Raw genomic sequence first — 25900 nt, 5'->3', positions numbered from 1 at the left:
GCGTATTGGTCATTCGTCATTCACCACCTCAGCGGAAAGCTCCGTGTCCTCGACATCAAGCGGCGGTGGCGGTGATGTGTGTCGCTTCGCAGCGTCGAAGACGGTACGTTGCTCAGCTTCGGTGCTGAATTTGCCGTGTTGAATCGTTTTCGCATCTCGTCGCGCGTCCCAGCCGGCGAGGTCCAGAAGCACGCCGCGGCGGTTGCGGTATGCCAGTAGGCCGAGGGTTTCGGGCATGCGGCGGATTTCGTCGACGGACATGAGCGGCAGCCGGTCTTGCCGTTCACTGGTGTGGTAACCGTGCTGCGCAGTGTTCCAGGAGCGTTCGGTGCGGCGGGCGTCGCGCGTGCCAAGCAGCGCTTCGACGTCGCGAAGGTGCGCGACGTGGGATGCGCCGCCGAGGAGAACTTTTGCAGTGGCGGCGGCCCAGATGGTGTCGGCTTCGGCACGGGACCAGGCCGTCTCTGCTTGGGAGAGTGCCTGCAGGACGACGAAAGTGCAGATCCCGCGGCCACCACCGTCGGCCATCGTCCGCGGTAGCGCATCCCAGCGGAAGATGTTCGCGATCTCGTCGAGGATCAGCCCGAGCGGGTGCGTCAGCCGGGAGCCTGGGGAGGCGAGGGCGCGGTCCCTTGCGACGTCGACGATGTCGTCGAGGAGGGCGCCGAGGAATCCACCCATCGCGGAAGCCCCGGATGAGGACCCGATCAAATACAACGAGTTCGCCCCGTCCAGAAACTCACGGGGGTCGAGGATCGAGTCGCCGCGCCGGGGCATCAGTGAGTCACGGATCTGGGGAACAGCGAGTGGGGCGACAGCCCCTTGAACGCCGAACCAGATCGACGAGACAAGTTTCTCATCTCCACTGATCGTCGCCTCGAGGTTGTCGCCCCACCCTGGTGCTCCGTCGGAGCGCAGTACGTCCACGGCCGTGCGGGCGAACGCCGGACTAGATCCCCAGTCATACACGTCCGCGATCGTGCGGTCGCCTATGGCTGCGGCGTGCAGGAGCCTGCCGAGAACCACACCGGATGCTTGGGCCCACTCTCCGTTCGTCGTAGACGATCCGAGCGCGGTTCCCGTGATGATGGCGTTGCCGCGTTGCATCGCGACTAGTGGGTCCTCGCACCCGGCGAGCGGACTCACCCGTAACGGATGCCGCACACCGGACAGCCCCTGCGGGTCGAACACATGAACCTCGCCGCGCTCTTGCCTCAACCTCATCGTTGCCGTCAGGTTGTCGTTCGTGGTGGACGTGGTGATGAGCGGACCGGACCAGTCAAGGATCGCGGAGATGAGGACGCGATATCCCTTGCCTGAGCGGGGCGGACCTTCGAGAGCGACGGAGTCCTCGATCGATACATAAACGTCGCGGCCACGGGATCGTCCCACCCGCCACCCGACATCCGTCGGCTGTGGCTTGTCAACATCTGGGCGGAGTTGACGCGCGCGACGAAGTACAGCCCGGGCAGACAGATGCTGACGCACCTCAGAGTTTGTTGCGAATCCTGGACGGTTGCGCAGATCTACGATGAACGCACGGTCGGAGGATAGGTATCGCCGGTAGAACACCAGGATCATGATTGCGGCGGAGATCAGTATGAGCAACAAGAGGAGATCGAGCGCACGGATTTCCCAAACGGGCATTGGGCACGCCGAGGTGTACGGAGACGGGTCGCCGGTAATCGCGAGCAGAAGACCAGCGAACAGGCTGTCGGGTCGGGGGCGCTCGCCGCAAACGAGGGTCGAGACCGACTCCGCGATGAAGGCCGCGCCGAGACTCAGCATGAACCCCGTGGCGATGACAACCGCTACGGCTTTTCCTGCCCACCCGGTGTTCATGAGTATGCTCCCCTCACTCCATTCCGGCGCTGACAGCGCTCGCAACCTGGAGCCAGGCGTCTCGTGTGTGCGGGCGAAGTGCGTCGAACCGCAACGGACCGCTCTTGAGTGCTGGGTCGAACGGGACGGTATCTACGACACGCACCTGATGGTTGAACCCTGCAGCGATTCGCTCCGATACTCGTCGGGCTCCGGTCTCTGGCTGCGTGACGACCATGACGGCATTCTCAGCGAGTCGAGCGGAGTGTTCATCCCGCTCCCGCAGTGCTTCGAGTAGCAGCGCGGCGGACTCAGCGGATTCCGGGGAGGGGAGCGTGGGGACGACGAGCTGATGCGATCCGTCGATCATCCTCAGCCAACGGTCGGCGGACTCGTCGTTGCCGGAATCGAAGACAACAAGACGGTAGTACCGGGTCGCAACCCGCATCAATTCGTCGAACTGCGCGGATTCGATGCGCTGGTGCGTGGCGAGGAGCTCGGGATTCGACCGCAGCACGTCGTAGCGGTCCGCTGACTGATGATGCACGAACCGGGAGATGTCGGAGACGGTGGCAGTCGGGGCAAGGAGGTCGTTCGTTGCCGTCAGCAGATCGCGGACCGTCGTGTCGTAGGAGCCTTGCTCGGTTCTCCATCCGAGCGTGCCACGAGTGTCGTTATTGTCCCAAGCGAGGACGTTGCCACCGCCGATACGCGCGAACATCGCCGCGAGCATCGCCGTTGTCATCGTCTTTCCAACCCCGCCCTTGCCGTTCGCGACTGCGATCGCCCGGTACCCGGCCCAGTGCCGCGAGACGTTCATCTCCGCGACGCGACGCCGACGCGTGCTCGCGCTCTCAGGAACGCGAATGCCAATCGACGATACAGCTGCCCGCCATCCCATCGGATGCCAGTCGTCGAGTGAATCGTCCGCGACGATGAAAGAGGCGCGCTGCGGATCCTCGGAAAATTCCTTGTTCGCCATATCAGTTAGCTTCGGGATGGAGTCGGACTCGACTGCGTGCGAGGGGACAGGCGCTGACCAATCGGAGGCTTCGCGGTGCCGTTTAACTGTCGACGCCGCTGTCGGTGTCGTGGGCACGGTCGTCAGTTCACCGGTGCCGCTGACCATCAGACGGTGCTCGCCGCGGTCGCCGGAGGTGACGAGTTCGAGTGCGGTGCCCGTCCGTCGAGCCTCGGCAGTCGCGCGTTGCACGACGACGCGACGGATGTCTTCGTCGGGCGATGCGGAGATAGGTTCATGGTGCCCGTCAGGCGTGATGAATGTGGCGTCAGTGCCTGTGACGGTTGCGTAGGCGCGGGGGAGGGCGTCGAGGGTCATTTCAGCTCCTTGCTTGAAGTCAGCCAGCCGTCCACATCGCTATCCACCGGCCAGACAGAATCGAGGTCGTGGGGTTCGAAGTACTGCAGTTCACCGGGGCTGCCGCCGGGGAGTTCCATGGCGTCGTCCGTCTTGAAGAGTTCGTACTCCCAGTCCGTGGACGTAGCAAACGCATCGACCAGATAGGAGTACTGCCCGACATATGCCAGGAACTCACCTTTGCGTAGCTGGCGGGCCATATCGGCGTGCGCTGGCGGTACATTGAGGCGTTGCTGGATGCTGGCGCTCTCTTGCTGATTGATGCGGAAGATGAACTTGTTCTCGATGTCTCCGGCGATCGAGTAGGCGAGGTTGCGTTCTTGCGAGTCGGCTTCTCCGACAGCATCCAGGTCGCCCATTTTGTGCAGGATGACGATGTTGCTGATCCCGTAGTGGCGGGACAACTTCAACCACTGCTGATACATCTGCAATGACGCCAGCGACGTCATATCCCGCCAGCCCTCCTCACGGATGACGTATCGGGTCTTGTGCGCGTCCCGGTCCGAGATCACGGCCTGGTTCCACGCCGTCGTGCAGATCTGCGACAGCTGCGCGACAAGGTCGCCGCGTGCGAATAACTCGGACGTATCGACCACCACGATTGGGGCGTCGTCATCGAAGCTCACCGTGGAATGGTCTTCGAACAGCCCCGAGAGATCGCCGTTCACGAACCGCCGCAGAACAAAGCTTGGCTGTATTGCTCCGTGAGCAAGATGTCGATCGCGATCGGTCTCCGAGGTGATCTGAGACAGCTCCGTGAATACTGTGCGGAGCGTGGGGCGATCACCAGTGTGGGTGATGCATCGCTCCAGCGCCTCAAGAAGCGCCGCGTGCTCGACAGCGCTGAGGTGGGCGCCGGGGAGCGCGGCCTGGACCAGAGAGGTAAGGACGGTGATGCGACGCTGCTTCACCATCTGCTCGTGCTGCTCATCAGACACTCCGGTGCGTCGTGGTCCGCGATCGAGGGGGTTCAGGCGGGTGTCGAATGCGCCGCCCAGCCGGATGACGTTTCCACCCGGGATTGCCTCGGCGACAGCCCGCCATTCGCCCTTGGGGTCGGAGGGGACCACGGCCTGGTGGCCGAAGGCCATGGACCTGCTGACGAGTGTCTTGATCACCGCGCTTTTGCCTGCACGGTAGGCGCCGAGAACGAGGACGTTCGTTGAGAACGAGCCGCGGTCGGTGCTGTCGGCATAGGTCTCCCAGGGGGAGAAATGCCAGAGGGCGTCCGCGTTGAGGTCGACACCGAGGATCGGGCCGCGATGTCCGAGGCCGGCATCAGCAACGAAGGGGTAGATGCCGGCGACGTGCTGGGATGTCGCCTGGTGCGGCGGAACATTCACGGGGGCGAGATTCCAATACCCTGACTCTGCCAATCCCGGACCGAAGGGGCCGGAAACTGCGGGCTCCGGGAGGGCCCTCTCGCGAGGTTGCGTGCGGGGTGCGTCGTGGTGGCGCTGATCACTCGCACGTTCCCGGCGTCCCTGTCGCCGCTCCTTCCCGGAAAGGCCGCCGGGCTCGAAGTCGATCCGTTGGCGCGTCATCACTTCATCCCCAAGCCCATCGGGAGCGCGTTGACCATGAGCGCTTCGGCCTGCTGGCAATACAGGATCTGGGCTTCCATCTCTGCCTGCGCGAGCGCATTCCGCATCCCGGCGATGGCTTGATCGAGCTGCTCTTCATCCGGCGCAGTGACGGTGAGGTATCCGCCGTACCGGAATTCGCCGTGCCCGGCGATCAGCTCCTGCTCCTCCTTCTCAAGGGCCGTCCAGTCCGCGGCATCCGCCGCCGATCCGTCCACCCCGCGCTTGGCGCGCAGCCGCTCGTTGCCGCGCCACACCTTCTTCTCATCGCGGACGCGCTTGAGTGCTCGCTTCAGCGGGACCGGAGTGAGGACCAGGGAGAGGATGTGGGTCACAGCGTCACCGGTGTGCGGATGCCGGGCGAACACGATCGGCGATACAAACCCGACGTGCGCGTCCGATCGTGGCCATTCGTGGATCCACATCGTCGTGTGCACACCCGAGTCAGTGCGCACGAGATGGTTCACGCCCCGTGGTTCTTCCAGATACATCGGCCCAATCGCCGCGAGGTCGACACCCGCATTGTCATCGGTACGGTTCTGAACCGTTGATGCGAACTCCGGGTCGAAGGTGATTCGCGTGAGAGCCGAAATCTCGCGTGGCGACAGCCAGCTCCGGACATTGATCTTCGCGACGCTCAGAGCATCCGAAAGGGTTCGGGTCTCGATGAATGCCAGTGCCTGGGCACCTTCCTGGCCGCCGCCGAGCGCTTTCACCTGCGCGCTCAATGCGACGAGGTCCAGGGTGAAGGTGAGGTAGTTTTTGTGGGCGACGGCGAACCGCTCCGAGTCGTTCATCACACGCTCGTAATTCTCCAGGAGAACTGATTCGCGGTCTACCTCACTCCGCTGGGCTACGGTGTCGTAGTGTTCGCGGGCGCTGCGGATCGTAGTCGGCAGCGTGCGCTCCTGCAGTGTGACGCGCTTGATACCGGGGCGTTGAGTGAACGATGCGAGGACACGGGACCACTGCTGGGCAAGATCCAGCCGCTCAGATTCGTCGTGCATGAGGAAACCCTGAACCTCAAGCTCTGCGGTGACCGAGACAGTGCGATTGTGCGGATCATAGACGCAAGCGATCCCCTCGACCTCCCACAGCTGCACGGACGCCCGGATACCCGGAAGGTTCAATGTGCCGACGAGCTGCGGCCGCTCCGGTCGGTAGGCCTGCGTGGTAGCTCCTGTCGTGTGACGGACCTGCTTCAACAGCCACAGGCCCGCCATCTTCGGAGCTGACATGCCGTGGAGCGTGACCACGGCAGAAATCCCCAGGCCGAGGTAGATCGGTGATGCGTACAGAAGACCCACGGGACCGAACCGATTCACGAAAACGAGAACGACAACTGCGGCGGCCGCGATGAAGGTGAGTTGCCAGCCATCCATGCCCAGGACGATTCCCTGGCGGGACCGTCCTGGCAGCCGGACGGGTCGGGTGCTGTCGGATGCGGATGTCATGACGGCTTTCCTCCAGGAGACGGTGACGGTGATGGTGATGGTGGCGCCAGTGTCGTGGTTGCTGATGTTGCTGCCGGTGCCGATCCCCGACCTGCCGTCGATCGATTTGAGGCGGACGTAGCGGATGCTGTCGCCGCCGTTGTGCGCGAGGCAGAAGCACTCACTCCGGCGGGCCGCGCAGTTCCTCGACGAATCGAGCTCGTCGCGGAATGTGCGGCAACGCGGCCGGGGCCTGCGGTCCTGGCAATTCCGGACGGTAAGGAGCCAAGTCGGGAAGGCAGCCGCGTCGCGGAGCGTGCGGCGTTGGATGCGACGCGACCGGCGCCAGCACCCAGACGTGATCCGAGAGCATCCGAGGCGGATGCTCCAACGAAGCTGAAAAGACCGAAGACCGCGAACGGCGCGAAGGCGGCGAGAGCGAGACCGATCATCAACGGCCATGATTGCGGATCCCAGATCGTGTCGACTTCAGCGAGCCCGTTGATGATCAGAGTCACGAAGCCGATCGTCAATGGCCCGGCCAGCAGCAGAGCAACGGTGGCGGACACATAGCGCACGACCCACTGCGGCCCGACGCTCTTGGCGGGAAACAGCATCCAGGCGACCGGCCCGACAGTGATCAGCGCGGCCAGCGCGATGTTGCGGAAGGTGAAAACGAGCATCAGCAGCAGCATCGAAAGCAGTAGCAGTCCGTGGATGAGGAAGGCGAAGAAGTAGTTCGCGTTGCCTCCCGCCCACATGACCTTCTGGAGCGTGGTGAGCAATGTTATTGGGCCATCACGGTTCAGGATGTACCAAGTGAGATCATCCACTGCATTGAGGAGGTGTCCCAGCATCCACAGGGTGAGTGGGACGGCAGGAACCGCGAGGAAGCTGCGGATGATCGCCCCGACAAGCTCTTCTCGGTCGCCAGAGACGACCGCGGAAGCGATCGCCCAGACCATGGCGCCGAACAACACCACCAAGACAGCCCATTGCCAAAACGACCATTCGCTCACGGCAGCTGTCCACAAGACGGTGCTCGTGTCGAACCGCATGCTCGATGCCACCAGCATCATCACCGCGGTGGCGGTGATCGCCATACCACGTCCCGCATTCTCAAAAGTTACACATACGACGTCACCAACGCTGCAGTCGTAATCGACGAAGAGTTGTTTGCCGCCGGCGGACTGAATCGCCGCGACGTGACCCTCGTACGTCGTGCACACCGTTGTATTGGCGCCATTCATGAGCACTTCTCTGAAACACACCTGGGGCTTGACTTCGCTCGCGGTCGTGGGCGTGCACGAGACTTGACCCGAGGCTTCGTTGCAGATCACTGGGAACGCCGGTGCGGACCAAGACTCGCCGTTCACCGGGTTCAGCTGAGTGCGTGGCTGCACGACGGCGGTCGTGGTCGATGACGGCTGACCGGTCGCGTCTGCAGGTGTGATCGCGCACAGTGCGGCGAGGAGTCCGAGGAGGACGCCTGCCAATACCGTGCGACCAGTGCGCATCAGAAGCCGAAGTCGAAGTTCACGAACCATGCGAACAATCCGCTCGCTGCACCAAGGATGGCGGCGGCGATGAAGATCCAAAGGATGTTCTCCCCAGCCCACGTTCGAACGCGATCAGAGGCCAGCCCGCGAAACGCGAGCGCCGCGCCCGCGATGATCAGCATGATCAACACGACGAGCATCGCGCCAGCGAGAATGTAGGACGCGATGACCTGGAACCCCTGAAAGAACGGGGCTGAGAAGTCCGGGCTGATGTCCGGGATGGTGACGTCGAACGGCAGATTCACAATGATTCTCCTTCTGTATCACTTCAATGGCAGGCCCAGAGCGGCCATGAACGGTTGCGGATCGATCGCGACGCCGTCCTCGCGGACTTCATAGTGCAAATGGCAGCCGAACGATCGGCCAGTGTTGCCTTCGGCGCCGAGGGGGGTTCCAGCGGTGACGTGTTGCCCGACTGAGACGCGGATGGACCCCCATTGCATGTGGCCATAGAGAGTCTCGACACCGCTTCCGTGGTCAATGAGCACGGTGTTGCCCCACCCATAGTGCGAGCCGGCGACGATCACAACGCCGGCTCCTGCGGCATGAACAGTGTTTCCGCACCCCTGGGCCATGTCGTAGCCTTTGTGATCGGTCGAGCAGTAGCTGCATCCATTGACGGGGTTGTAGCCGTACCCGCGTCCCTTGGAATATTCGCCAGCAAGCGGGTAACCCCATTCACCGCTGGCGACGGGCCCGGAGTTGGTGCCTGGCGGCGGCACCGTCGGTAACGCGTAGCCAGCCAGCGCAAGGGGGACCGCTATCAGCGGTGCGAACACGATCAGCGCGACAAGCGCGACGGTGGAGAAGAACCCCAGCACTACCCGGCGTCCGGTCCTCGACGTCGCGAGGGCCGGAATGGACAGCAAGGGTGCGCCCATGTCAGGGCTCCATCGGCTCCGGGAAATAGCGGACGATCTTGCAATCGCCCGGCTGCTGGTCGCTATCGGGAGTGGGCACCGACTCTCCGTCGCATAGAACCTGCACGCTCACCCGCACCTGCTCGTCGTACGCGTGCTCCGCACCGTCGCTATCGACGCGGGTGAACGTAAGGACAACGTCGGCGGTCCCGATTTCCATCAGTCCGGTCTTGTCTTCAGGGACCTGGGTGTAATCGATGTCGCCGTGAACAGCGGCAGTGACCCGTCCGTCCTCGCCCGCGAGCGAGGTCCAATCGTTTTCGGGAAGCACAACAGATTGGCGCAATTCGAGTTGTGCAGTTGACATGGCATCCTGCTGGTCAGCTTCAGATGCATAACGGGTATCGGGAGTGAACCAGCTGTCGAGGTAGGTCAGCCATGCGTCTCGTTCGCTGCGCTGCGTATCGAAAGTCGCTGCTGCCTCGAGCGCGCTGCGGATGTAGACGTTCGCGTCCGTGGTGATCGGTTCTGGAACCCAGCCACGATCCGCCACCGACGGATCAACGACCACGGACGAGGCGGCCGTCGGCGGATCGGATGCGGGCACCGATGGCGTCATCGTGTGCGACCGCCCAGCTGTTGGGTTCTGCGAGTTCAAGATTGAACTGACGGTGATCGCGACGATTCCAGCGATCAGGATGCCGCCGCCGACCCACGCCCACAGCAGACGTCGTCCTTGCTTCCGCTCCCTGACCACGATGGTCAGCCCTCCCGAAGTTTCAGGATGGCGACGATGCCCGGTCTGCACTGCCCCGGCAACCGCCGCAGTGACGAAGTGGACATTACTCCAGTTCGGTTCACCGTGTCTGTAGGCCATTTGGGGGACAAGCACGCAAGACCGCTCCCGAAACGGAGCAGATTTGGCTGCGCTGCACTGATCATGGAGTGAACGTTACACCCGTTCACTTTAGAAGTAAACGGGTAATTGGTGCGCTTTGTCTGGACGCACAACGACAGGGCGAGCACAATAGAAAGATGCCGAAATATGCGCGTCCAGCCGACGGTGACGGAGCCGAGGGGCCCCTCGCGATCCTCGGTAATCGTGTGATGGCTGGCATCATTCGTCAGCTACGAAAAACGCCGAACGTCGGGCGGAAGGCGGTCGCCGATGCACTGCAGGTGCCGCACTCGACGCTTGTTCCGTACCTCGGAGAGCTGGAGGCCGCAGGGCTGTTACTTGCCGATCCGCCGCGGGGTGAGCGGAAGCGTGGGGAGTGGGTTGTGTACCGCGTCAACGATGAGGCTGTTACGGACATCTATTTGAGGCTGGGGCAGGAGATTGGGGAGATCTGACGTTAGCGTGGACCAGCTAAGAGACGTCGGTGTGAACATCGTCAGCTGGCCGGGGTTGATCGAGTGGGGGCTCGAACCGACATATACGCAAATTGCCGCGTACCTGCAACAGCGTGGAACGAACCTGTTCCGGTCGCGGTGGACCTGTATGGAGAACGGTCACCGATATGTGCAGGACGCGGCGGTGTTCGAAGGATTGAGAGCTCAACCCTGTGGAAGATCGGTCAGAGGGAAGCAGACTGATGGTCGAGTCGAATGCGCCCGGGGGTGGGAGATGTGCGCTGCTTTGTGACAGCGCGTTGGACGTAGACTCGGCTTGATGTCGTCGCTTCCGAAACCCAAGGCCCAACTAGGTGGTGCCCTGGATCGTGGTGCCGCCGAGGAGCTGGCGCGTACGCTGCGGGCGGTAGCTGATCCGACGCGGCTTCAGATCCTGAGCATCATCCTGGGCTCCCTTGAAGAGCGCGCCACCGTGAGTCAGCTGGCTGATGCTCTGGGGTTGCGGCAGCCGACTGTGACTCATCACGTCCGGATACTGCTCGACGACGGGTTCATCACACGTCAGCAAGACGGGAAGCTCGGGTGGCTATCGGTGGATCCCGCTCGACGCGGTGCGATCGAGGACTTCCTGCAGTGAGAAATGACGCGCGCCATCGTGTAGGTAAGCCGCTCGACGAGCGATCCGCGCGGGATCGCGCAGCGCAGGTTTCGGTCCTGGGCAATCCCGATATTCTGCGCGTCCTCAGCGCTCTCGCGTCAGACGTCGCGGTAGCGTCGATCCCCGCGGAGTTGGGGTTAGATCAGGCAGTGGTCGATGCGGCGCTGCAGTCTCTGCTGATGACGGCGCTGGTCCGCAACGACGAGGGCCGCGTGACCCCAACGGTCGATGCGTGGGTGCGGTTTGGGCGATTGCTGTCGAGTGAGTCGCTGCAGACTGTGCCGGCTGCTCCGGCGGTCGCGGATCTCCCGCAGGGAGTGATGACGATCGTCGCGGATCTCGCGTATCGGTTCAGCTCCACGTTCAGCCCCGAGACCGTGGCGAGCTATGTTGCGCAGAGCTATTTGCTGTTGAGTCAGCGCGCACGTGTCCGAGAACACCTTCTGACGATGACTGAACGTTATGCCGCCGACCGGTTAGAGGCTCTGGCCACCGCGCAGGGGTTGCTGCTCCGCGATACACCGGAGGTGCTGTTCGTCTGCGTGCAGAACGCGGGCCGCTCGCAGATAGCTGGAGCCTTCTTGCGTCACCTCTCCGGCGGGAAGGTGCACGTTCGGACGGCAGGTTCATCACCGGCCGAGGTCGCGCATCCCCGTGTGGCTGCGGCGTTGTTGGAAGCGGGGGTGGAGTTATGGGGCGAGTTCCCGAAGCCGCTGACCGATGACGTCGTCCGGGCCGCCGACTATGTGATCACGATGGGGTGCGGTGACGCCTGTCCGGTGTTTCCGGGGCGTCGCTACATGGAGTGGGATCTTCCGGATCCGCTGGAGCTTGATGATGTTGGTCTCCGGGATGTGCGTGACGACATTCGCTCGCGCGTTCTGGACCTGCTGGTTGAACTCGGGGTCGAGCCTCAGGACGCGAGCCGGTAGCCCGCTACCCGCACCGTTTCGATGAGTGCTTGTGCGGGGGCGAACGCCGCCAACCGTGCACGCAGTTTCGTCATGGCGACCCGCACCGAGGCATGGGGGTCTTCGAGGTCGGAGCCGAAGGCGAGTGCGAGGGTGTCAATGCTCACGCTCTCCGGGTATGCACGAATGATCTGGTGCAGGAGCTCGAACTCCCGCGCGGGCAGGAGCAGCGACTGATCTTGCCATCGAAGGCTGCGGTGTGGGATGTCGAGAGTCAACTCGCCGATGGTGAGGATCCGCTCTATTGGGCCGGTTCGCGGGTGCAGGCGTGCGACGTCACGCAGTCGCTGTGGGGTCATGGGCAGACGTACAGTGCCGCGCACTCCTGCTGTCATCGCGGCGGCTATCGTCGCCGTCGAGGTGGTGTCGGATACGCCAAGGAAGATGGAGCCGCCGCATACGGGCTGAGCGATCTGGAGGATGGCGCTGAGCTGCTCGAAGGCTTCGCCGCCGGCGAGGATGAGTGACGCGTCGTCATCGTGGGCGAGATCGGCGAGAGCGCCGACGACTTCTGCATGCATCGTGATCGGTACTCCCGCGTGTCGGAACTCGGCGAAGCTACCCCGGAGGATATCGGTGCTGTTGCCGTGTACGACGAAGCGGGCATTGCCGGTCCGGGGGATGTCGTTCATCCGAACCGTCCGCTGATGTAGTCCTCGGTGCGCTGATCCTGAGGCTGCTCGAAGATGTTCTTAGTGAGGTCGTACTCGACGAGGACGCCGGTGCGGTCGCCGGTGGTGTCATCGGCGAGGGCCGTGAAGAATGCTGTCCGGTCGGCCACACGCGCCGCCTGCTGCATGTTGTGGGTAACGATGATGATCGTGTAGTCCTGGCGCAGGTTGTACATCAGATCCTCGATCCGGGATGTCGCGATGGGGTCAAGGGCCGAGCAGGGCTCGTCCATGAGGATCACGTCCGGCCGTACGGCGATGGTTCGTGCGATGCACAGTCGCTGCTGCTGACCTCCGGAGAGCCCGAACGCGGACTGCTTGAGTTTGTCCTTCACTTCGTTCCACAGGGCCGAGCGGGTGAGGGCTTCTTCGACGAGGTCATCCATGTTGTCGACTTTCATGCCGGTGACGCGGGGGCCGTAGGCGATGTTGTCGTAGATGGATTTCGGGAACGGGTTTGGCTTCTGGAACACCATGCCGATGCGCCGACGAACCTCGATCGGGTCGACGCCTTTCGCGTAGATGTCTTCCTCTTGGAAGAGGACGTTGCCTTCGACGCGGGCGCCGTCGACGAGATCGTTCATCCGGTTCAGCGAGCGCAGGAGGGTGGATTTGCCGCATCCGGAAGGGCCGATCAGGGCGGTGATCTCGTTGCGTCCGAACTCGAGGTTGACGCCAGTGACGGCGCGGAAGTCGTTGTAGTAGACGTTGACGTCTTCGCAGCGGATGAGTCCGCTGGGGGTGTCGGCCAGGCGTCGTGATTCGGCGGCGCGGAAGTGGGTGTGCGCTGCGGCAGCGTCTGTGGGGGTGCTCATGGTTACCACCGTTTCTGGAACTTGTTGCGGATGAAGATGGCGAGGGCGTTCATCAGGACGAGGACGGCGAGGAGCAGCACGCTGGTCGCGCCTGCGAGCTCGTGGAAGCCTTCCTGCGGGCGGCCGGTCCAGTTGAAGATCTGGATCGGCAGCGTGGTGTACCCGCTGAGGAGTCCGTTCGGGTCGAAGGTGATATACACAAGGGCGCCGAGGACGAGTAGCGGTGCGGCTTCGCCGAGGGCTCGGGACAGGGCGAGGATTGAGCCGGTGGCGATGCCGGGGACGGATGCGGGGAGCACCTGCCGCCATGTCGTTTGCCACGGCGTCGCGCCGAGCGCCAGCGACCCGTCCCGGATCTCTCGGGGCACGGCGCGAAGAGCCTCCCTGGTGGCGATGATGATGACCGGGAGGATGAGCAGGGTCAGTGCGAGTGCGCCGCCGATCACGATGTTCTTGTTGGCAACACCCAGCATCGACAAGAACGCGAGGGCGAGCAGGCCGTAGACGATCGATGGGACGGCGGCGAGGTTCTGCACGTTGAGTTCGACGAACTTGTTGAACCAGCGTTTCCGGTCGGCGAACTCCTCCAGGTGCACGGCGGCGGCGATACCCAGGGGCAGGGTCAGCACAGCGGTCGTGCCGATCGCCCAGACGGAGCCGAGGATCGCGGGGCGAGCTCCGGCTTCTTCTGGATCGGCGGACGGGAAGTTCGTTATGAGGTTCCAGGAGAGCTTGTTCTGTCCGGTGAGGAAGATGGTCACCAGCAGAGTGATGAGCACCGCGAACGCGACGAACAGTGAGAACCACAGCAGCAGCAGGAACAGAAGTGCGGTGGGGCGCATCTCGCCGTTGCGCCCGGTAGCGAGTGGGCGGGTCGCGCGGAGCGTGCGGGGTCGCGTGGTCGTGGGCGCGGACATCAGTAGGCCTCCCGGAATCGGCGCACGAAGCGGATGCTGATGAAGTTGATGAGCAGCGTGATGAGGAACAGCAGCAGTCCGACGGCGAAGAGCGTGTTGTACTCCAGGCTCCCGACGCGGGAGTCGCCGAGGGCGGCGTTCGCGATGAAGCCAGTCATTGTCTGTCCCTGCTCAAGAGGGTTGCTCACCAGTTGCGCCTGGCTGCCCGCGGCGATCGCGACGATCATCGTCTCTCCGACCGCGCGGGAGATCCCCAGGACGACGGCGGCGACGATGCCTGACAGTGCTGCGGGGAAGACGACGCGCAGGGTGGTCTGCATGCGGTTGGCGCCGAGGGCGGCGCTTCCTTGGCGGAGGGCGCTGGGAACGGCGGACATGGCGTCCTCGGCGATTGAGGCGATGGTGGGGATGATCATGACGCCCATCACGAGGCCTGCGGCGAGGACGCTGAATGCGCCGGTGGGCAGTTGGAGCCAGTCCCGCAGTACCGTGCCCTGTACGAACTGAAGGGCGAAGAACCCGTAGACGACGGTAGGGATGCCGGCGAGGATCTCCAGCAGCGGCTTGAGGATCTTTCGGACGCGGGGTTTGGCATATTCCGCGAGGAGGATCGCGGCGCCGAGACCGAATGGCACGGCGACGAGGAGCGCGATCACGGTCGTCCACAACGTGGCGGTCACCAGGGGCAGGACGCCGAAGGACGCGTCGGCGAATCGGGGTGCCCAGCGTGTGCCGAAGAGGAACTCAATCACGGGCACTTCGGCGAAGAAGCTCAGCGAGGGAATCAGCAGCGCGATGAGGATGCCGACCGTCGTGACGACGGTGATGGCGGCGGCCGCGCGCAGCCCGAGCTTGATGAGGAACTCACCAGGCCGGCGGCGTCCGGCGAACGAAGTGGCGGGGGCGGGGGCCCGACCAGTGGCCGGACCCCCTGTCCGCTCAGTGACGGTGGTCATGGGAGGCGTCGTGAGCGGGCGGATCAGCCGAGTGAGGCGAGCTCGTCCGAGGCCGTGGTGACCTGCTCCTCGGTGAGGGGGACGAACAGGGCACGCTCGGCGATGTCGAGCGAGTTCGCGACGTAGAAGTCGACGAACGCTTTCACCTGTTCCTTCTCAACGTAGGCGGCGTTGTTGACGTAGATGAACAGCGGACGCCCCAGAGGCGTGTACGTGCCGTCCTGGACGGTCTCCGTGCTCGGCAACACACCATCGATCATGGCGGCCTTGATGACACCCTCGTTCTCTTCGACGTAGCTCAGGCCGAGGAAGCCGATCGCGCCGACGTCGCCCGAGACGCCCTGGACAGTGATGTTGTCGTCTTCCGAAGGGCTGTAGTCGGTGCGGATCGCGCCTTCTTCGCCGTTGATCGCGTCGGTGAAGTAGTCGAACGTGCCAGAGTCCGTGCCTGCACCGAAGAGGGTAATGGCCTGATCGGGGAAGCTTGAGTCGACCTGGTTCCAGTTGGTGATCTCACCCTCGGCTTCCGGGCTCCAGATGGTGTTGAGCTGCTCGACGGTGAGGTCCTCAGCCCAGTCGTTCTCCGGGTTGATGATGACCGAGAGCCCGTCGTTGGCTGCGACGATCTCGGTGTACTCGACACCCGCAGCTTCGCACTCCGCGGCCTCTTCGTCCTTGATCGGACGGGACGCGTTGGAGATGTCGGTCTCGTCGGCGCAAAAGGACTTGAACCCGCCGCCGGTGCCGGACGTGGCGACGGAGACGTTCACACCGGACTCTTCGTCGCCGAACAGGTCGGCCGCTGCCTCGGTGAGCGGGGCAACGGTCGACGAACCGTCGGTGGTCACCGCACCAGACAATCCGCTTGCGGAGTCGCCCGATCCGTTGGAGTCGCCTTCCGCGGATTGTCCGCCGCAAGCGCTCAGCGTGAGCGCGCCGATGACGACCAGCGCCGTCGACGCGAGAATCTTTGCTGTGGTCTTTCGCACGATTGCTTCCTTCATCTCAGATACGTGTCAGGCAGCCAGTGGACCGCCTCAAATAGATGCTTGTCTATTTGACGTATTCATAGAAGGTCATCTATGTGAACGTGAGGTGAACGAACGTGGAAGAACTCTCTTGAATTACCGCGTCAGGAGAATCGGGCGAAGGTGAGCGAGAGCGCAGTCGGTGCGACGGTGACGACCGCCATCGCTGAATGGGAACCGGTCGCGACGGCGAAGAGCGGTCCGATGGCAGGGTCGACCGCGCCGACGAGGGTGATCGGAGCGGCGAAGACACCGTTGATGGCGCCGTAATTGTGGGTACCCTAGTGGTCTGCGACCGCAGTTATACGGAGCGGATCGCGTCGGCGGCCGCGTCCAGTGCGCCGTTGTTGACAGCGAAGTATGCCCACTTGCCTCGTTGCTCCCGCGTCACCAGCCCCGCATCGGTGAGGAGCTTCATGTGATGCGAAACCGTGCCCTGCGAGAGTCCGACCGGCTCCGTGAGGTCGCAGATGCATGCCTCACCACCCTCGCCGGCCGCGATCAACGACAGCAGCCTGACTCGCGTGGGATCGCCGAGCGCCTTGAACACGCGTGACACCCGCTCCGCATCCTCAGCCGTGAGCGAGGAAGTGATGCGCGGCACGCAACAGGCGCTCGCTTCAATGATCGTTGGCAAGCTCACGAGGCTAGTCTGACACGTATTGACAATCTTCAACAGATGCGAAACAGTTTTCGTATTGAAGAACTTCGATTTGAGGAGATGTGATGGATGAACTTCCTGTTGTCGTGATCGGAGCGGGTCCGCAGGGTCTTGCCGCCGCGGCGCACCTTGCCGAACGCGATGTGGACGTCGTTGTCCTCGAGCGTGGTGAGGGGCCTGCAGCAGCAGTATTGGAATGGGGCCACGTGCGTCTCTTCTCGTCATGGCCGGAGCTGACGGACACCGCCGCACGACGACTTCTCGAACCCACAGGCTGGAGCGCACCCGTCTCGGGATACCCGACCGGGGCGGAATGGGTGAGCGACTACCTCGCCCCGCTCGCGGATGTTCTGGGGCAGCGGGTGAAATACGCCACAACCGTGACCGGCATCTCTCGCCAGGGGCGCGACAAGGTCGTCGACGGCGGACGAAAGAGCCAGCCCTTCATCGTGCACGTGGTCGACTCAGACGGGCATGAATCCCGCCTGGGCGCCCGGTCCGTCATTGACGCAAGCGGCACGTGGGGTCTTCCGAATCCGGCGGGCAGCGATGGGTTCCCGGCGCTCGGCGAAGCAAGGGCCTCGGCTTCGATCTCGTACCGCATCCCTGACGACGTGTCCGAGCTCGCCGGGTCGCATGTCGTCGTCGTGGGCGCCGGGCACTCCGCCACGCATGCCGTGCTGCGCCTGAGCGAACTGGTCAGGCGATCGCCCGGCACCCAGGTCACGTGGCTTCTGCGTCGGGGGAGCGCCACAAATGTCTTCGGTGGTGGGCTCGGCGATGAGCTCCCGGAGCGCGCCGCGCTCGGCTCTCGCGCCCGCAAGATGATCGATGAGGGTCTGGTGAACCTGGTCACCGGATTCCGGGTCGCGGAAATCCGTCAAGAGGATGAGGCGTTGACGATCATCGCCGAGGACGGACGTGAGGTCGTGGGCGTCGCTCATGTGTTCGCTCTGACCGGGTTCCGGCCTGACACGGAGATGCTGCGCGAGCTGCGTATCAGCCTTGACCCCGCTCTCGATGCCGTCGCCGGGATCGCCGCGGAGATCGACCCGAACATCCACTCGTGCGGATCAGTGGGGGCCACCGGCGTCAGGGAACTCGCGCAGCCGGAGCAGGGCTTCTTCATCGTCGGTGTGAAGTCATACGGCCGCGCGCCGACGTTCCTCGCGATGACGGGGTACGAGCAGGTACGAAGCGTCACCGCGCACATCGCGGGAGATCACGAGGCCGCCGCACGCAATGAACTCGTCCTTCCCGACACTGGCGTGTGCGGTGGATCCGGCGACTTCGATAACAACGCGGGAAGCTGCTGTGCAGCCCCGGCTCCGGCCTTGGTGCAGATCGGTTTGCGCCCCGTCACCGTCGGCTGACCGTCACGTCACGAAGGGCCGGAGTCCCCGGCGAGGAGGACCCTGCCCTTCGTGTCCTCAGTCCGCGAGACGCGCGGCGAGCCCGCGCACGCTCTCATTGACAGCATCGCGCAGCTCGCGCACTCCGTCGGCTTCCCAGTTCGATGGATCAGGGAATGACCACTCGACGAGTTCTCCGCGCACCGGGCCTGGTAGCGACAGGCCCGGCTTCATCAGAACCACGACATCAGCGGTGTCGAGATCTTCGGCCGTCACCGCACGCGGATTTGCGCCGCTTGTGTCGATGCCGAGTTCTTGCAGTGATGCCGCGACCGCCGGGTTGATTGCCTCGGCCGGGTTGATGCCCGCGCTCGTAGCTACCAGGTGCTCGTTTCCGACGTGGGTGAGCAGGTGGGCGCCCAGCTGCGAACGCCCCGCGTTGTGAGTGCAGATGAAGAGGACGGTCTTAGGCTGGGGCATCATTTTCGCGACTTTCTTGGAGGAGGGAAGAAGGGGGTACTGCACTGGCATGATCTGCTTGCCGGGTGACGGGCAGGTGAACTCTTTTCAGCATGATTGCATTCGGCATCGATGGATGTCAATATAGACACATGTCGATTCAAGAGGTTGAGCTGGTCATCATCGGTTCCGGACCCGCCGGGTACACCGCCGCGGTCTACGCTGCTCGCGCGGGCCTCGAGCCGGTCGTTCTCGCAGGTTCCGTCGCCGCGGGCGGCGCGCTGATGACGACGACCGAGGTGGAGAACTTCCCCGGGTTCGTCGACGGAGTGCAGGGGCCAGAACTGATGGAGTCGATGCGCGCCCAGGCCGAACGTTTCGGCGCGCGCATCCTGCTCGACGATGCCATCCGGGTCGACCTCGACCGTCCGATCAAAGTCATCGAGACCGGCGCCGGCGAGACCATCCACGCCCGCGCCGTCATCCTCACGATGGGGTCCGCTTACCGCAAACTCGGACTGCCCGAAGAAGAACGGCTGACCGGCCACGGTCTCTCGTGGTGTGCGACGTGTGATGGGTTTTTCTTCCGCGAGCAGGAGATCGTCGTCGTCGGCGGTGGCGACTCCGCGATGGAGGAAGCACTGTTTCTGACGCGCTTCGCCTCGAAGGTCACCGTCGTGCACCGCCGCGAAGAGTTCCGCGCCTCGAAGATCATGGCGCAGCGGGTGCTCGACCACCCGAAGATCGACGTCACATGGAACAGCGAGGTCGCCGAGATCATCGGCGCCGAGAAGGTACACGCGGTCACCCTCCGCGACACCGTTGCCGGAGCAGAACGCGAGCTTTCGGCAACCGGCGTCTTCGTGGCCATCGGCCATGACCCGCGCTCCGAACTCGTGACCGGGATCATCGACACGGACGCCGACGGATATGTGCTCGTCGAACATCCTTCCACCCGCACGAACCTTCCCGGAGTGTTCGCAGCGGGCGACCTCGTCGACCACACCTACCGGCAGGCCATCACCGCCGCCGGCACCGGATGCGCGGCAGCGCAGGACGCACAGCACTATCTGTCCGCTCTTGACGAGAGCACCACGATCGAACTCGAAACCGAGGAAGTGTTCGCATGAGCGCCCCCACACCTGTCACCGACGCCACATTCCAGACCGAAGTCCTCGATGCGGATCTCCCCGTCGTCGTGGACATCTGGGCCACCTGGTGCGGCCCCTGTAAGCAGGTCGCACCTCTGCTGGATCAGCTCGCAGCGGAGTACGACGGCCGGATCAAGGTCGTCAAGCTCGATGCCGACCAGAACCCGGAGACAGTGATGGCCGCCGGCGTCACCTCGATCCCCACACTGGGTTTCTACAAGAACGGTGTCCGCACCGACATCCTCATCGGCGCACACCCGAAGCCCGTCATCGCCGAGAAAATGGAGGCGCTGCTCGCATGAGTGCTGCAACCGTTCCCGCACCGACGTCAACGACGCGACGCCTGTCCACCCTGGACCGCTGGCTGCCGCTGTGGATCGGGCTCGCCATGGTCGCCGGCATCCTCCTCGGACGCTTCGTCCCCGGCGTATCGCCGCTGCTCGCAAGCCTCGAAGTGGGCGGGATCTCGATCCCCATCGCCCTCGGCCTACTGGTGATGATGTACCCGGTGCTCGCGAAGGTCCGCTACGACAAGGTCGCAGCTGTCACCGGCGACAAGAAGCTGCTCATCTCCTCGCTCGTGCTGAACTGGCTGATCGGTCCCGCGCTGATGTTCGCCCTTGCCTGGATGTTCCTCCCCGACCTGCCGGAGTACCGGACCGGCCTCATCATCGTCGGGCTCGCCCGATGCATCGCGATGGTCGTCATCTGGAACGACCTCGCCTGCGGCGACCGCGAAGCCGCCGCAGTACTCGTCGCGATCAACTCGGTGTTCCAGGTCGTGGCGTTCTCGCTGCTCGGCTGGTTCTACCTCACCGTCCTCCCCGGATGGCTGGGCCTGGATACCCAGGGGCTGAACTTCTCTGTCGGGGCGATCGCCCTCAACGTGCTCATCTTCCTCGGCATCCCGCTGTTGGCAGGATTCGCATCCCGCTTCATCGGCGAACGCCGCAAGGGCCGCGACTGGTACGAGGAGAAGTTCCTGCCGAAGATCGGCCCGTGGGCCCTCTACGGGCTGCTGTTCACCATCGTGCTGCTGTTCGCCCTGCAAGGCGAGCAGGTGACGTCCCGCCCGCTCGACGTGGCGCGGATCGCACTGCCGCTGCTGGTGTATTTCGCAGTGATGTGGTTCATCGGACTCTTCACCGGCAAAGCGCTCGGGCTGGGCTATGCCCGCTCATCGACGTTGGCGTTCACTGCAGCCGGCAACAACTTCGAACTCGCGATTGCCGTGGCCATCGGCACGTTCGGGGCGACGTCGGGTCAGGCCCTCGCGGGCGTCGTTGGTCCGCTAATCGAAGTGCCCGTGCTTGTCGGGCTCGTCTATGTCTCGCTCTGGGCAGCCAGGCGCTGGTTCCACACTGACCCATACACCGCAGCTCCATACACCGAGGTAAGGACGCCATGATGAATGTCACTTTGACCGCTGAAGATACCTGCAGTCCGGTCGCCTCGCACGCGATAGGGCAGGACGCGGCGTCATCCGTCGCAGCCACATTGAAGGCGCTCTCCGACCCGCTGCGCCTGCGGATGTTGTCCGCGATCGCCTCCGACCCGCGCGGCGAATCCTGCGTCTGCGACCTCGCTGAGCTCGCCGAGGTGTCACAGCCGACGGTGTCGCATCACCTTAAGGTTCTCAAGGACGTCGATGTGCTGACGTCCGAGCGTCGCGGCACCTGGGTCTGGTACAAGATCAACCCGAACCGCCGCCGCGCCGTCACCACCCTGCTGGATTCATTCGCGCCCGCGACAGTCGCAGGACCCTGGACAGAAGACGCAGTCGATGAGGCGCGCCGACCAGACTTCGACGCCCGCGTCACTCACCTCGCCGACGAGCTGGCTGCAGAGATCCCGGAGCTCGACTCAGCGACCGTCTTGACCATCGTGCGAGAGTCATACAGCGCTCTCGCCCGCACCGCCCGGGTGACCTCAGCGCTGATTCCGCTCACGGAGCGGTTCGCCAGGCAGCGGCTGAGCGACCTCACTCGAGACCGTGACACGGCCGTCCCGCAGGTGCTGTTCGTCTGCGTCGCCAATGCCGGTCGCTCGCAGCTCGCCGCCGCACTGGTCAATCAGCTCGCGGGTGGCAGAGTCATCGCGCGGTCGGCAGGCTCCAGCCCCGCCGACGTCATCCACCCGCACGTGCGCTCACTGCTCGCAGAGATCGAAGGCGACGGCGCCACCGACAGGTTCCCGAAGCCTCTGACCGACGACGCCGTCCGCGCCGCGGATGTCGTCATCACTATGGGATGCGGCGATGTCTGCCCGATCATCCCCGGGGTCCGCTACGACGACTGGGCCGTCGGCGACCCAGCCCTCGCGTCCCGCGAAGGCGTCGAAGCCATCCGCGATGACATCGCCGCCCGCGTCCGTACCCTCGTCGACAACCTTCTCAACTGACCACTTTCTCAAAACTGGAGTCACGATGACCGACACCACCGTAAAGCCCTCCGTCCTCTTCGTATGCGTGCACAACGCTGGCCGCTCTCAAATGGCCGCGGGATTCCTCCGCGATATCGCCGGCGACCGCATCGAGGTGCGCTCCGCCGGATCCATGCCGGCCGATCAGATCAACCCCATCGCCGTCGACGCCATGGCCGAACTTGGCATCGACATCACTGCCGAAGCCCCGAAGGTACTCACCACCGAAGCGGTCCAGGCCTCCGATGTCGTCATCACAATGGGCTGCGGCGACGCCTGCCCATTCTTCCCCGGCAAGCGCTACGAGGACTGGGAGCTCGACGACCCGGCAGGTCAAGGTATCGACTCGGTGCGCCCCATCCGCGACGACATCCGTGCACGCATCGAACAGCTGGTGGGCGAACTCATCTAACTTGGGCATGGCCTACGGGCTGCGAATAGTTCTCTCGGGAACACTTCTCTCCGCCGACACACGGCGCGAGTACTTGCCGCCATGCTGACGGCTCTCAGTAAGCACCGGACGGTCACTCAATCACCAGCTCGCCAGAAACTATCGTTTCTGGCGAGCGCACCAAGGTCGCCGGCCGACCGCACGGCACGCCGGTTGCGCACCTGCCGAAACCCCCTGCCGGAACCTGCTGCGCCGAAACTGTCCACCCGACCTTTTAGGCAGCGTGAGGGCGAAACGCGATTGCCGACTTTTTTCGTGAGACTAACCGGCAGTCTCGGCAGCGCACCACTCACCCGTCTTTTCGTGGACGAGCTGTCTCACCGATCGACAACTCTCGTGAGATCGGACAGAGGCTTTGCGAGTTTCCGGGATCTTCAGAGCTTCGGCCCGCCGAGACTGAGTGGCGATGGATTCAAAATCCAGACCGTTAGTTGTGAGCGGTCAGGTGTCCGAAAAGTGTCCGGAGCGTCCCGAGTGAAGCGATTCTGACGAGTATTCGAGTGTCTCTCGTGTGCAAGGTGCGAGAGCTCACGAAGCCGAGAACCCACAGAAACTCAGGCTTCTCGGCGGTTCCAAGCGCACTATCTGCGAACGGTCCAAGGGCAGCGTGAGGGCGCACACCACCCTGCTAAGGTGGAGTCCTCGCAAGGGGACCGAGAGTTCAAATCCCTCCGTCTCCGCCATTAAATGCCTGATCAGAAGCTAGATTCCGAAGGCATTTCAAATCTGGATTTGAGTCGTTTGCGAGGCTGTCTGGCCCGAAGTTGCCGGGATGTGGTGAAAGCGATATGGACCTCGCGCCTCGCCACGACTTCGGATCCTTCTCGGAATAGCGATCAGAGTGGGAACGCTCCACATTGCGTTGGCGGAGCGTGATCTCGCTCATCCAACTGACTGTGCTGCGCTCGCCTCACCTGGCCGGATCCCTCTCAAGGCCGTCGGCGATGTCGGAACGTCGCTCGCGCAGTGCGCCCAAGACGCTTACGATCTTTTTTACAGGTGCCGCACTCGACTTTCGTTCCTTATCTCGGAGAACTGGAGGCCGCAGGGGCTTTTGCCTGCCGATCCGCGACGGGGTGGGCGCACGCGTGGGGAGACCTGAAGGCCTCACATGTGGTCGGAGCTTTTGTCCAGAAGTTTGCCCGTATTCGACTGATATCATGGTGGAGAAATGAAACCGACGGCTAGCAAACGCATGAAGACGTTGCTGGCCGAAACTTCGCTGATAACGAAGATCATTACCGGGCTCGGGCTGGCGCTGCTTCTGATCGTTGGGGCATGGTCGGGAGAGATTCACGAGTCTGAGGCGTCCATCTCGACTGCCTCGTTCGCGGGTGTGCCGGTTACGACACACGACTTATCCTCTGTCGATAGCGCAGAAGCCGCTACCGCTGGCACTGTGATCGGCGAAGGATCCGACGACTCGCTAATGCTCGGCGTCGCTGGATGTTTGCTGGGCATCATCTGCTGCGTACTTGTCCTTGTTGTCGCGCGCGTTCTCTCCGTGCGAGCGGCTCCACGCATCCTGTTTCGTCTGCCGCGCATGCTTGCGCTCGCTCGGGCGACGGGCCGACCTTTCACTGCTCCTCTGTATTTGACGCAGCTCTCCATTTCACGCACCTGACACACACGCCGCACGCGCGCCATCTGCGTGTGATGGCGTCCACCCGGCTGTAGCTGGGATCCGTGTGTCCTTTGTGTCTGTGTTTGGAGTGTCTGTGAAAAATTCTGTGAAGGCGGCCATCGCGGCCGTGGCGCTTGTGATCGTGCTGTTTGTTGGTGCGCTGATCTATATCCTCGTCAACCAAAATAATGCTGCGTCCGTCGCTGAGAGCGGTGACGGCCCGCAGGTGATGCGAGAAGGGTCGCATGTCCTTGATGATGGAGGTGAGGGCTCGGTGACCGTGGTCGAGTTCTTGGACTTCGAGTGTGAAGCTTGCGGCGCGTTCTACCCAGTTGTCGAGGATCTCCGTGAAAAGTACGACGGAGAGATCACCTACGTGGTCCGGTACTTCCCCTTGCCTGGTCACTTCAACTCCAAGAACGCTGCGATCGCCGCCGAGGCGGCCGCGCAGCAGAACCGGTTTGAGGACATGTACCATCGGCTGTTCGAAACTCAGACGCAGTGGGGTGAGGCGCAGGAGTCACGCGCCGAGCTCTTCCGAAGCTTCGCTGAGGAGATCGGGTTGGATATGGCGGTGTTCGATGAATCTGTCGCTGACCCTGCAACGGCGGACCGGGTCGAGCTGGATCTCAATGAAGGCGAGCGGCTCGGGGTCAGCAGCACTCCCACGTTCTTCATCGACGGTGAACCGGTCACCCTCCAGAAGTGGGATGACCTTGAGAAAAGCATCGAGTCAGCGGTGAACGGCGATCGATGAAGGCGCGGGCATTATCGCACCGACGGGTCATTATCGTGGGGTCCGGACAATCCGGCTTGGCTGTTGCAGCCGCGCTGAGAAATCAGGGCATGGAGCCGCAGAAGGACTTCGCGGTTATCGACGCCGCACCTGAAGGGCAACGTAGCTGGGCGAATCGATGGCATTCCATGGTGCTCCTCAGTGATGCACGTCGCAGTGCGCTTCCTCAGTTCCCATTTCCGGGAGAGCAGAGCCGCTATCCGAGACCCGATGAGATGCTCGATTATCTGGCATCGGTGGAAGCCGAGCTCGGTGTGAGAACCGTGTGGGGAGTGCGAGCCCAGAAGGTGACGCAGATTGGCGCTGGCTTCACGCTGCAACTATCGACCTCCAGCGGGGATATCCAAACGCGCAACGTCGTCTGTGCGACTGGTGCCGCCACAGTGCCGCAGGTCCCGGAATGGTCTCAGGCGTTGACGGTGCCTGGCATCGTGTTGCACTCCAGCGAATACCAGTATCCGGCGCAGCTCCCGCCTGGCAGCGTATTGGTCGTCGGCGGGGGAAACAGCGGTGTCCGGCTCGCTGAGGAGCTCCGCGGCTCACATGACGTCACTCTCTCGTCGCGGACACGACGTCGGTATCGGGCACGGGAACACTACGCATCGGCTGCCGGGTCGACGCTGTCGTGGCTGTCACGCGTGCGACGCCCTGAGCCAGTTTTCAGTGACCAGGCTCACCTTTCTCCGGAGATCACGCGGGCGTCGGCCGTCGTGGGTGCGGGTGGCGCGACAGTGACGTTTGCCGACGGATCACAGATGCAACCAGTATCAGTGATCCTCGCCACTGGCTACGCCCCCGGTGTTTCTTGGCTCCCTGAACAGCATTCGGGCCGACCATTGCGTACGAAAACCAGCGTTCCTGGCCTGTTCGTCGCTGGGATACCTAGCCACAGCCTGCGGGGTGCCGACACGATCCCCGGAGCCTGGCGAGACGCGCTCACCATCGCCCACCAGATCACCGACCGTCCCTGAAAGGAAGGCCA

General features: G+C 63.5%; 28 protein-coding genes. 13 read left to right on the top strand and 15 right to left on the bottom strand.

What is annotated here, in order from left to right:
• Positions 1-9: 9 nt before the first annotated feature.
• From IEV67_RS16030 to IEV67_RS15995, 8 genes are all read right to left on the bottom strand, one after another.
• Positions 10-1788: a type IV secretory system conjugative DNA transfer family protein gene (locus IEV67_RS16030; RefSeq protein WP_229703226.1), complete on the bottom strand. Its 1779-nt coding sequence runs from the start codon at positions 1786-1788 to the stop codon at positions 10-12.
• A gap of 67 nt (positions 1789-1855) precedes the next feature.
• Entirely contained in the window at positions 1856-3160 is a 1305-nt protein-coding gene (locus IEV67_RS16025) for a MinD/ParA family ATP-binding protein (RefSeq protein WP_188437589.1), read from the bottom strand.
• The gene (locus tag IEV67_RS16020; RefSeq protein WP_188437587.1) at positions 3157-4542 is read right to left on the bottom strand and encodes a putative type IV secretion/conjugal transfer ATPase; all 1386 of its coding nucleotides are present in this window, start codon (positions 4540-4542) and stop codon (positions 3157-3159) included. The genes IEV67_RS16025 and IEV67_RS16020 overlap by 4 nt, the downstream gene beginning before the upstream one ends.
• A gap of 200 nt (positions 4543-4742) precedes the next feature.
• Positions 4743-6236: an SCO6880 family protein gene (locus IEV67_RS16015; protein ID WP_188437585.1), complete on the bottom strand. Its 1494-nt coding sequence runs from the start codon at positions 6234-6236 to the stop codon at positions 4743-4745.
• Complete coding sequence (locus tag IEV67_RS16010) at positions 6233-7465, bottom strand: hypothetical protein (protein WP_229703225.1); 1233 nt, start codon at positions 7463-7465, stop codon at positions 6233-6235. The genes IEV67_RS16015 and IEV67_RS16010 overlap by 4 nt, the downstream gene beginning before the upstream one ends.
• A 266-nt stretch (positions 7466-7731) precedes the next feature.
• On the bottom strand, positions 7732-8019 hold the full coding sequence (locus tag IEV67_RS16005; RefSeq protein ID WP_188437581.1) for a hypothetical protein: 288 nt from the start codon (positions 8017-8019) through the stop codon (positions 7732-7734).
• A gap of 18 nt (positions 8020-8037) precedes the next feature.
• Complete coding sequence (locus tag IEV67_RS16000; RefSeq protein WP_188437580.1) at positions 8038-8655, bottom strand: M23 family metallopeptidase; 618 nt, start codon at positions 8653-8655, stop codon at positions 8038-8040.
• Position 8656: 1 nt separating this feature from the next.
• Positions 8657-9511, bottom strand: coding sequence for a hypothetical protein (locus tag IEV67_RS15995; protein ID WP_188437578.1), 855 nt, complete (start codon positions 9509-9511; stop codon positions 8657-8659).
• A gap of 158 nt (positions 9512-9669) precedes the next feature.
• Here IEV67_RS15995 and IEV67_RS15990 point away from each other — a divergent pair, with 158 nt between their 5' ends.
• The 3 genes from IEV67_RS15990 to IEV67_RS19025 all read left to right on the top strand — a co-directional run bounded on the left by IEV67_RS15990 (position 9670) and on the right by IEV67_RS19025 (position 11577).
• Positions 9670-9987, top strand: a complete 318-nt coding sequence (locus IEV67_RS15990; RefSeq protein ID WP_188437577.1) for a helix-turn-helix transcriptional regulator — start codon at positions 9670-9672, stop codon at positions 9985-9987.
• A gap of 319 nt (positions 9988-10306) precedes the next feature.
• Positions 10307-10624: an ArsR/SmtB family transcription factor gene (locus IEV67_RS15985; RefSeq protein ID WP_188437576.1), complete on the top strand. Its 318-nt coding sequence runs from the start codon at positions 10307-10309 to the stop codon at positions 10622-10624.
• On the top strand, positions 10621-11577 hold the full coding sequence (locus IEV67_RS19025) for an arsenate reductase ArsC (protein ID WP_229703224.1): 957 nt from the start codon (positions 10621-10623) through the stop codon (positions 11575-11577). The genes IEV67_RS15985 and IEV67_RS19025 overlap by 4 nt, the downstream gene beginning before the upstream one ends.
• Here the strand turns inward: IEV67_RS19025 and IEV67_RS15975 are convergent.
• The 5 genes from IEV67_RS15975 to IEV67_RS15955 form a co-directional block, all read right to left on the bottom strand.
• A complete protein-coding gene (locus tag IEV67_RS15975; protein WP_188437575.1) occupies positions 11559-12248 on the bottom strand; it encodes a winged helix-turn-helix domain-containing protein in 690 nt (229 codons plus the stop codon). The two genes, IEV67_RS19025 and IEV67_RS15975, sit on opposite strands and share 19 nt — an antisense overlap.
• Positions 12245-13015, bottom strand: a complete 771-nt coding sequence (gene pstB, locus IEV67_RS15970) for a phosphate ABC transporter ATP-binding protein PstB (protein ID WP_229703296.1) — start codon at positions 13013-13015, stop codon at positions 12245-12247. Before pstB ends, IEV67_RS15975 begins: the two co-directional genes overlap by 4 nt.
• Positions 13016-13104: 89 nt before the next feature.
• Positions 13105-14019, bottom strand: coding sequence for a phosphate ABC transporter permease PstA (gene pstA / locus IEV67_RS15965; protein ID WP_188437573.1), 915 nt, complete (start codon positions 14017-14019; stop codon positions 13105-13107).
• The gene (gene pstC / locus IEV67_RS15960) at positions 14019-14975 is read right to left on the bottom strand and encodes a phosphate ABC transporter permease subunit PstC (RefSeq protein ID WP_188437572.1); all 957 of its coding nucleotides are present in this window, start codon (positions 14973-14975) and stop codon (positions 14019-14021) included. Before pstC ends, pstA begins: the two co-directional genes overlap by 1 nt.
• Positions 14976-14998: 23 nt before the next feature.
• A complete protein-coding gene (locus tag IEV67_RS15955; protein ID WP_229703223.1) occupies positions 14999-15964 on the bottom strand; it encodes a phosphate ABC transporter substrate-binding protein PstS family protein in 966 nt (321 codons plus the stop codon).
• Positions 15965-16126: 162 nt separating this feature from the next.
• Here IEV67_RS15955 and IEV67_RS15950 point away from each other — a divergent pair, with 162 nt between their 5' ends.
• Complete coding sequence (locus IEV67_RS15950; protein ID WP_188437570.1) at positions 16127-16273, top strand: hypothetical protein; 147 nt, start codon at positions 16127-16129, stop codon at positions 16271-16273.
• 31 nt (positions 16274-16304) lie between these two features.
• Here the strand turns inward: IEV67_RS15950 and IEV67_RS15945 are convergent, their stop codons facing one another.
• The gene (locus IEV67_RS15945) at positions 16305-16646 is read right to left on the bottom strand and encodes an ArsR/SmtB family transcription factor (protein ID WP_188437569.1); all 342 of its coding nucleotides are present in this window, start codon (positions 16644-16646) and stop codon (positions 16305-16307) included.
• A gap of 83 nt (positions 16647-16729) precedes the next feature.
• Here IEV67_RS15945 and IEV67_RS15940 point away from each other — a divergent pair, with 83 nt between their 5' ends.
• A complete protein-coding gene (locus IEV67_RS15940; RefSeq protein WP_229703222.1) occupies positions 16730-18037 on the top strand; it encodes an FAD-dependent oxidoreductase in 1308 nt (435 codons plus the stop codon).
• A 57-nt stretch (positions 18038-18094) separates the two neighbouring features.
• On the opposite strand, the gene IEV67_RS15935 is transcribed toward IEV67_RS15940, so the two are convergent.
• A complete protein-coding gene (locus IEV67_RS15935; protein ID WP_229703221.1) occupies positions 18095-18499 on the bottom strand; it encodes an arsenate-mycothiol transferase ArsC in 405 nt (134 codons plus the stop codon).
• 128 nt (positions 18500-18627) lie between these two features.
• Between IEV67_RS15935 and trxB the strand changes: the two genes are divergently transcribed.
• The 8 genes from trxB (at position 18628) to IEV67_RS15895 (ending at position 25889) form a co-directional block, all read left to right on the top strand.
• Positions 18628-19605 carry a thioredoxin-disulfide reductase gene (gene trxB / locus IEV67_RS15930; protein WP_188437567.1) on the top strand — a complete coding sequence of 326 codons (978 nt, stop codon included), beginning with the start codon at positions 18628-18630 and terminating at the stop codon, positions 19603-19605.
• Positions 19602-19928: a thioredoxin gene (gene trxA / locus IEV67_RS15925; protein ID WP_188437566.1), complete on the top strand. Its 327-nt coding sequence runs from the start codon at positions 19602-19604 to the stop codon at positions 19926-19928. Before trxB ends, trxA begins: the two co-directional genes overlap by 4 nt.
• On the top strand, positions 19925-21034 hold the full coding sequence (gene arsB, locus IEV67_RS15920) for an ACR3 family arsenite efflux transporter (RefSeq protein ID WP_188437565.1): 1110 nt from the start codon (positions 19925-19927) through the stop codon (positions 21032-21034). The genes trxA and arsB overlap by 4 nt, the downstream gene beginning before the upstream one ends.
• A complete protein-coding gene (locus tag IEV67_RS15915) occupies positions 21034-22026 on the top strand; it encodes a metalloregulator ArsR/SmtB family transcription factor (protein ID WP_188437952.1) in 993 nt (330 codons plus the stop codon). The genes arsB and IEV67_RS15915 overlap by 1 nt, the downstream gene beginning before the upstream one ends.
• 25 nt (positions 22027-22051) lie before the next feature.
• A complete protein-coding gene (locus IEV67_RS15910; protein ID WP_188437564.1) occupies positions 22052-22459 on the top strand; it encodes an arsenate reductase ArsC in 408 nt (135 codons plus the stop codon).
• A gap of 1234 nt (positions 22460-23693) precedes the next feature.
• A complete protein-coding gene (locus IEV67_RS15905) occupies positions 23694-24122 on the top strand; it encodes a hypothetical protein (protein ID WP_229703219.1) in 429 nt (142 codons plus the stop codon).
• Positions 24123-24216: 94 nt separating this feature from the next.
• Positions 24217-24879, top strand: coding sequence for a DsbA family protein (locus IEV67_RS15900; RefSeq protein ID WP_188437562.1), 663 nt, complete (start codon positions 24217-24219; stop codon positions 24877-24879).
• Positions 24876-25889 carry an NAD(P)-binding domain-containing protein gene (locus tag IEV67_RS15895; RefSeq protein ID WP_188437561.1) on the top strand — a complete coding sequence of 338 codons (1014 nt, stop codon included), beginning with the start codon at positions 24876-24878 and terminating at the stop codon, positions 25887-25889. Before IEV67_RS15900 ends, IEV67_RS15895 begins: the two co-directional genes overlap by 4 nt.
• The last annotated feature ends 11 nt before the right edge of the window (positions 25890-25900 follow it).

This window comes from Microbacterium murale (genome assembly GCF_014635185.1).
GTDB lineage: Bacteria > Actinomycetota > Actinomycetes > Actinomycetales > Microbacteriaceae > Microbacterium > Microbacterium murale.
Note: the sequence above shows the minus strand (reverse complement) of the source record. Positions and strands in the feature narration are given on the sequence as shown.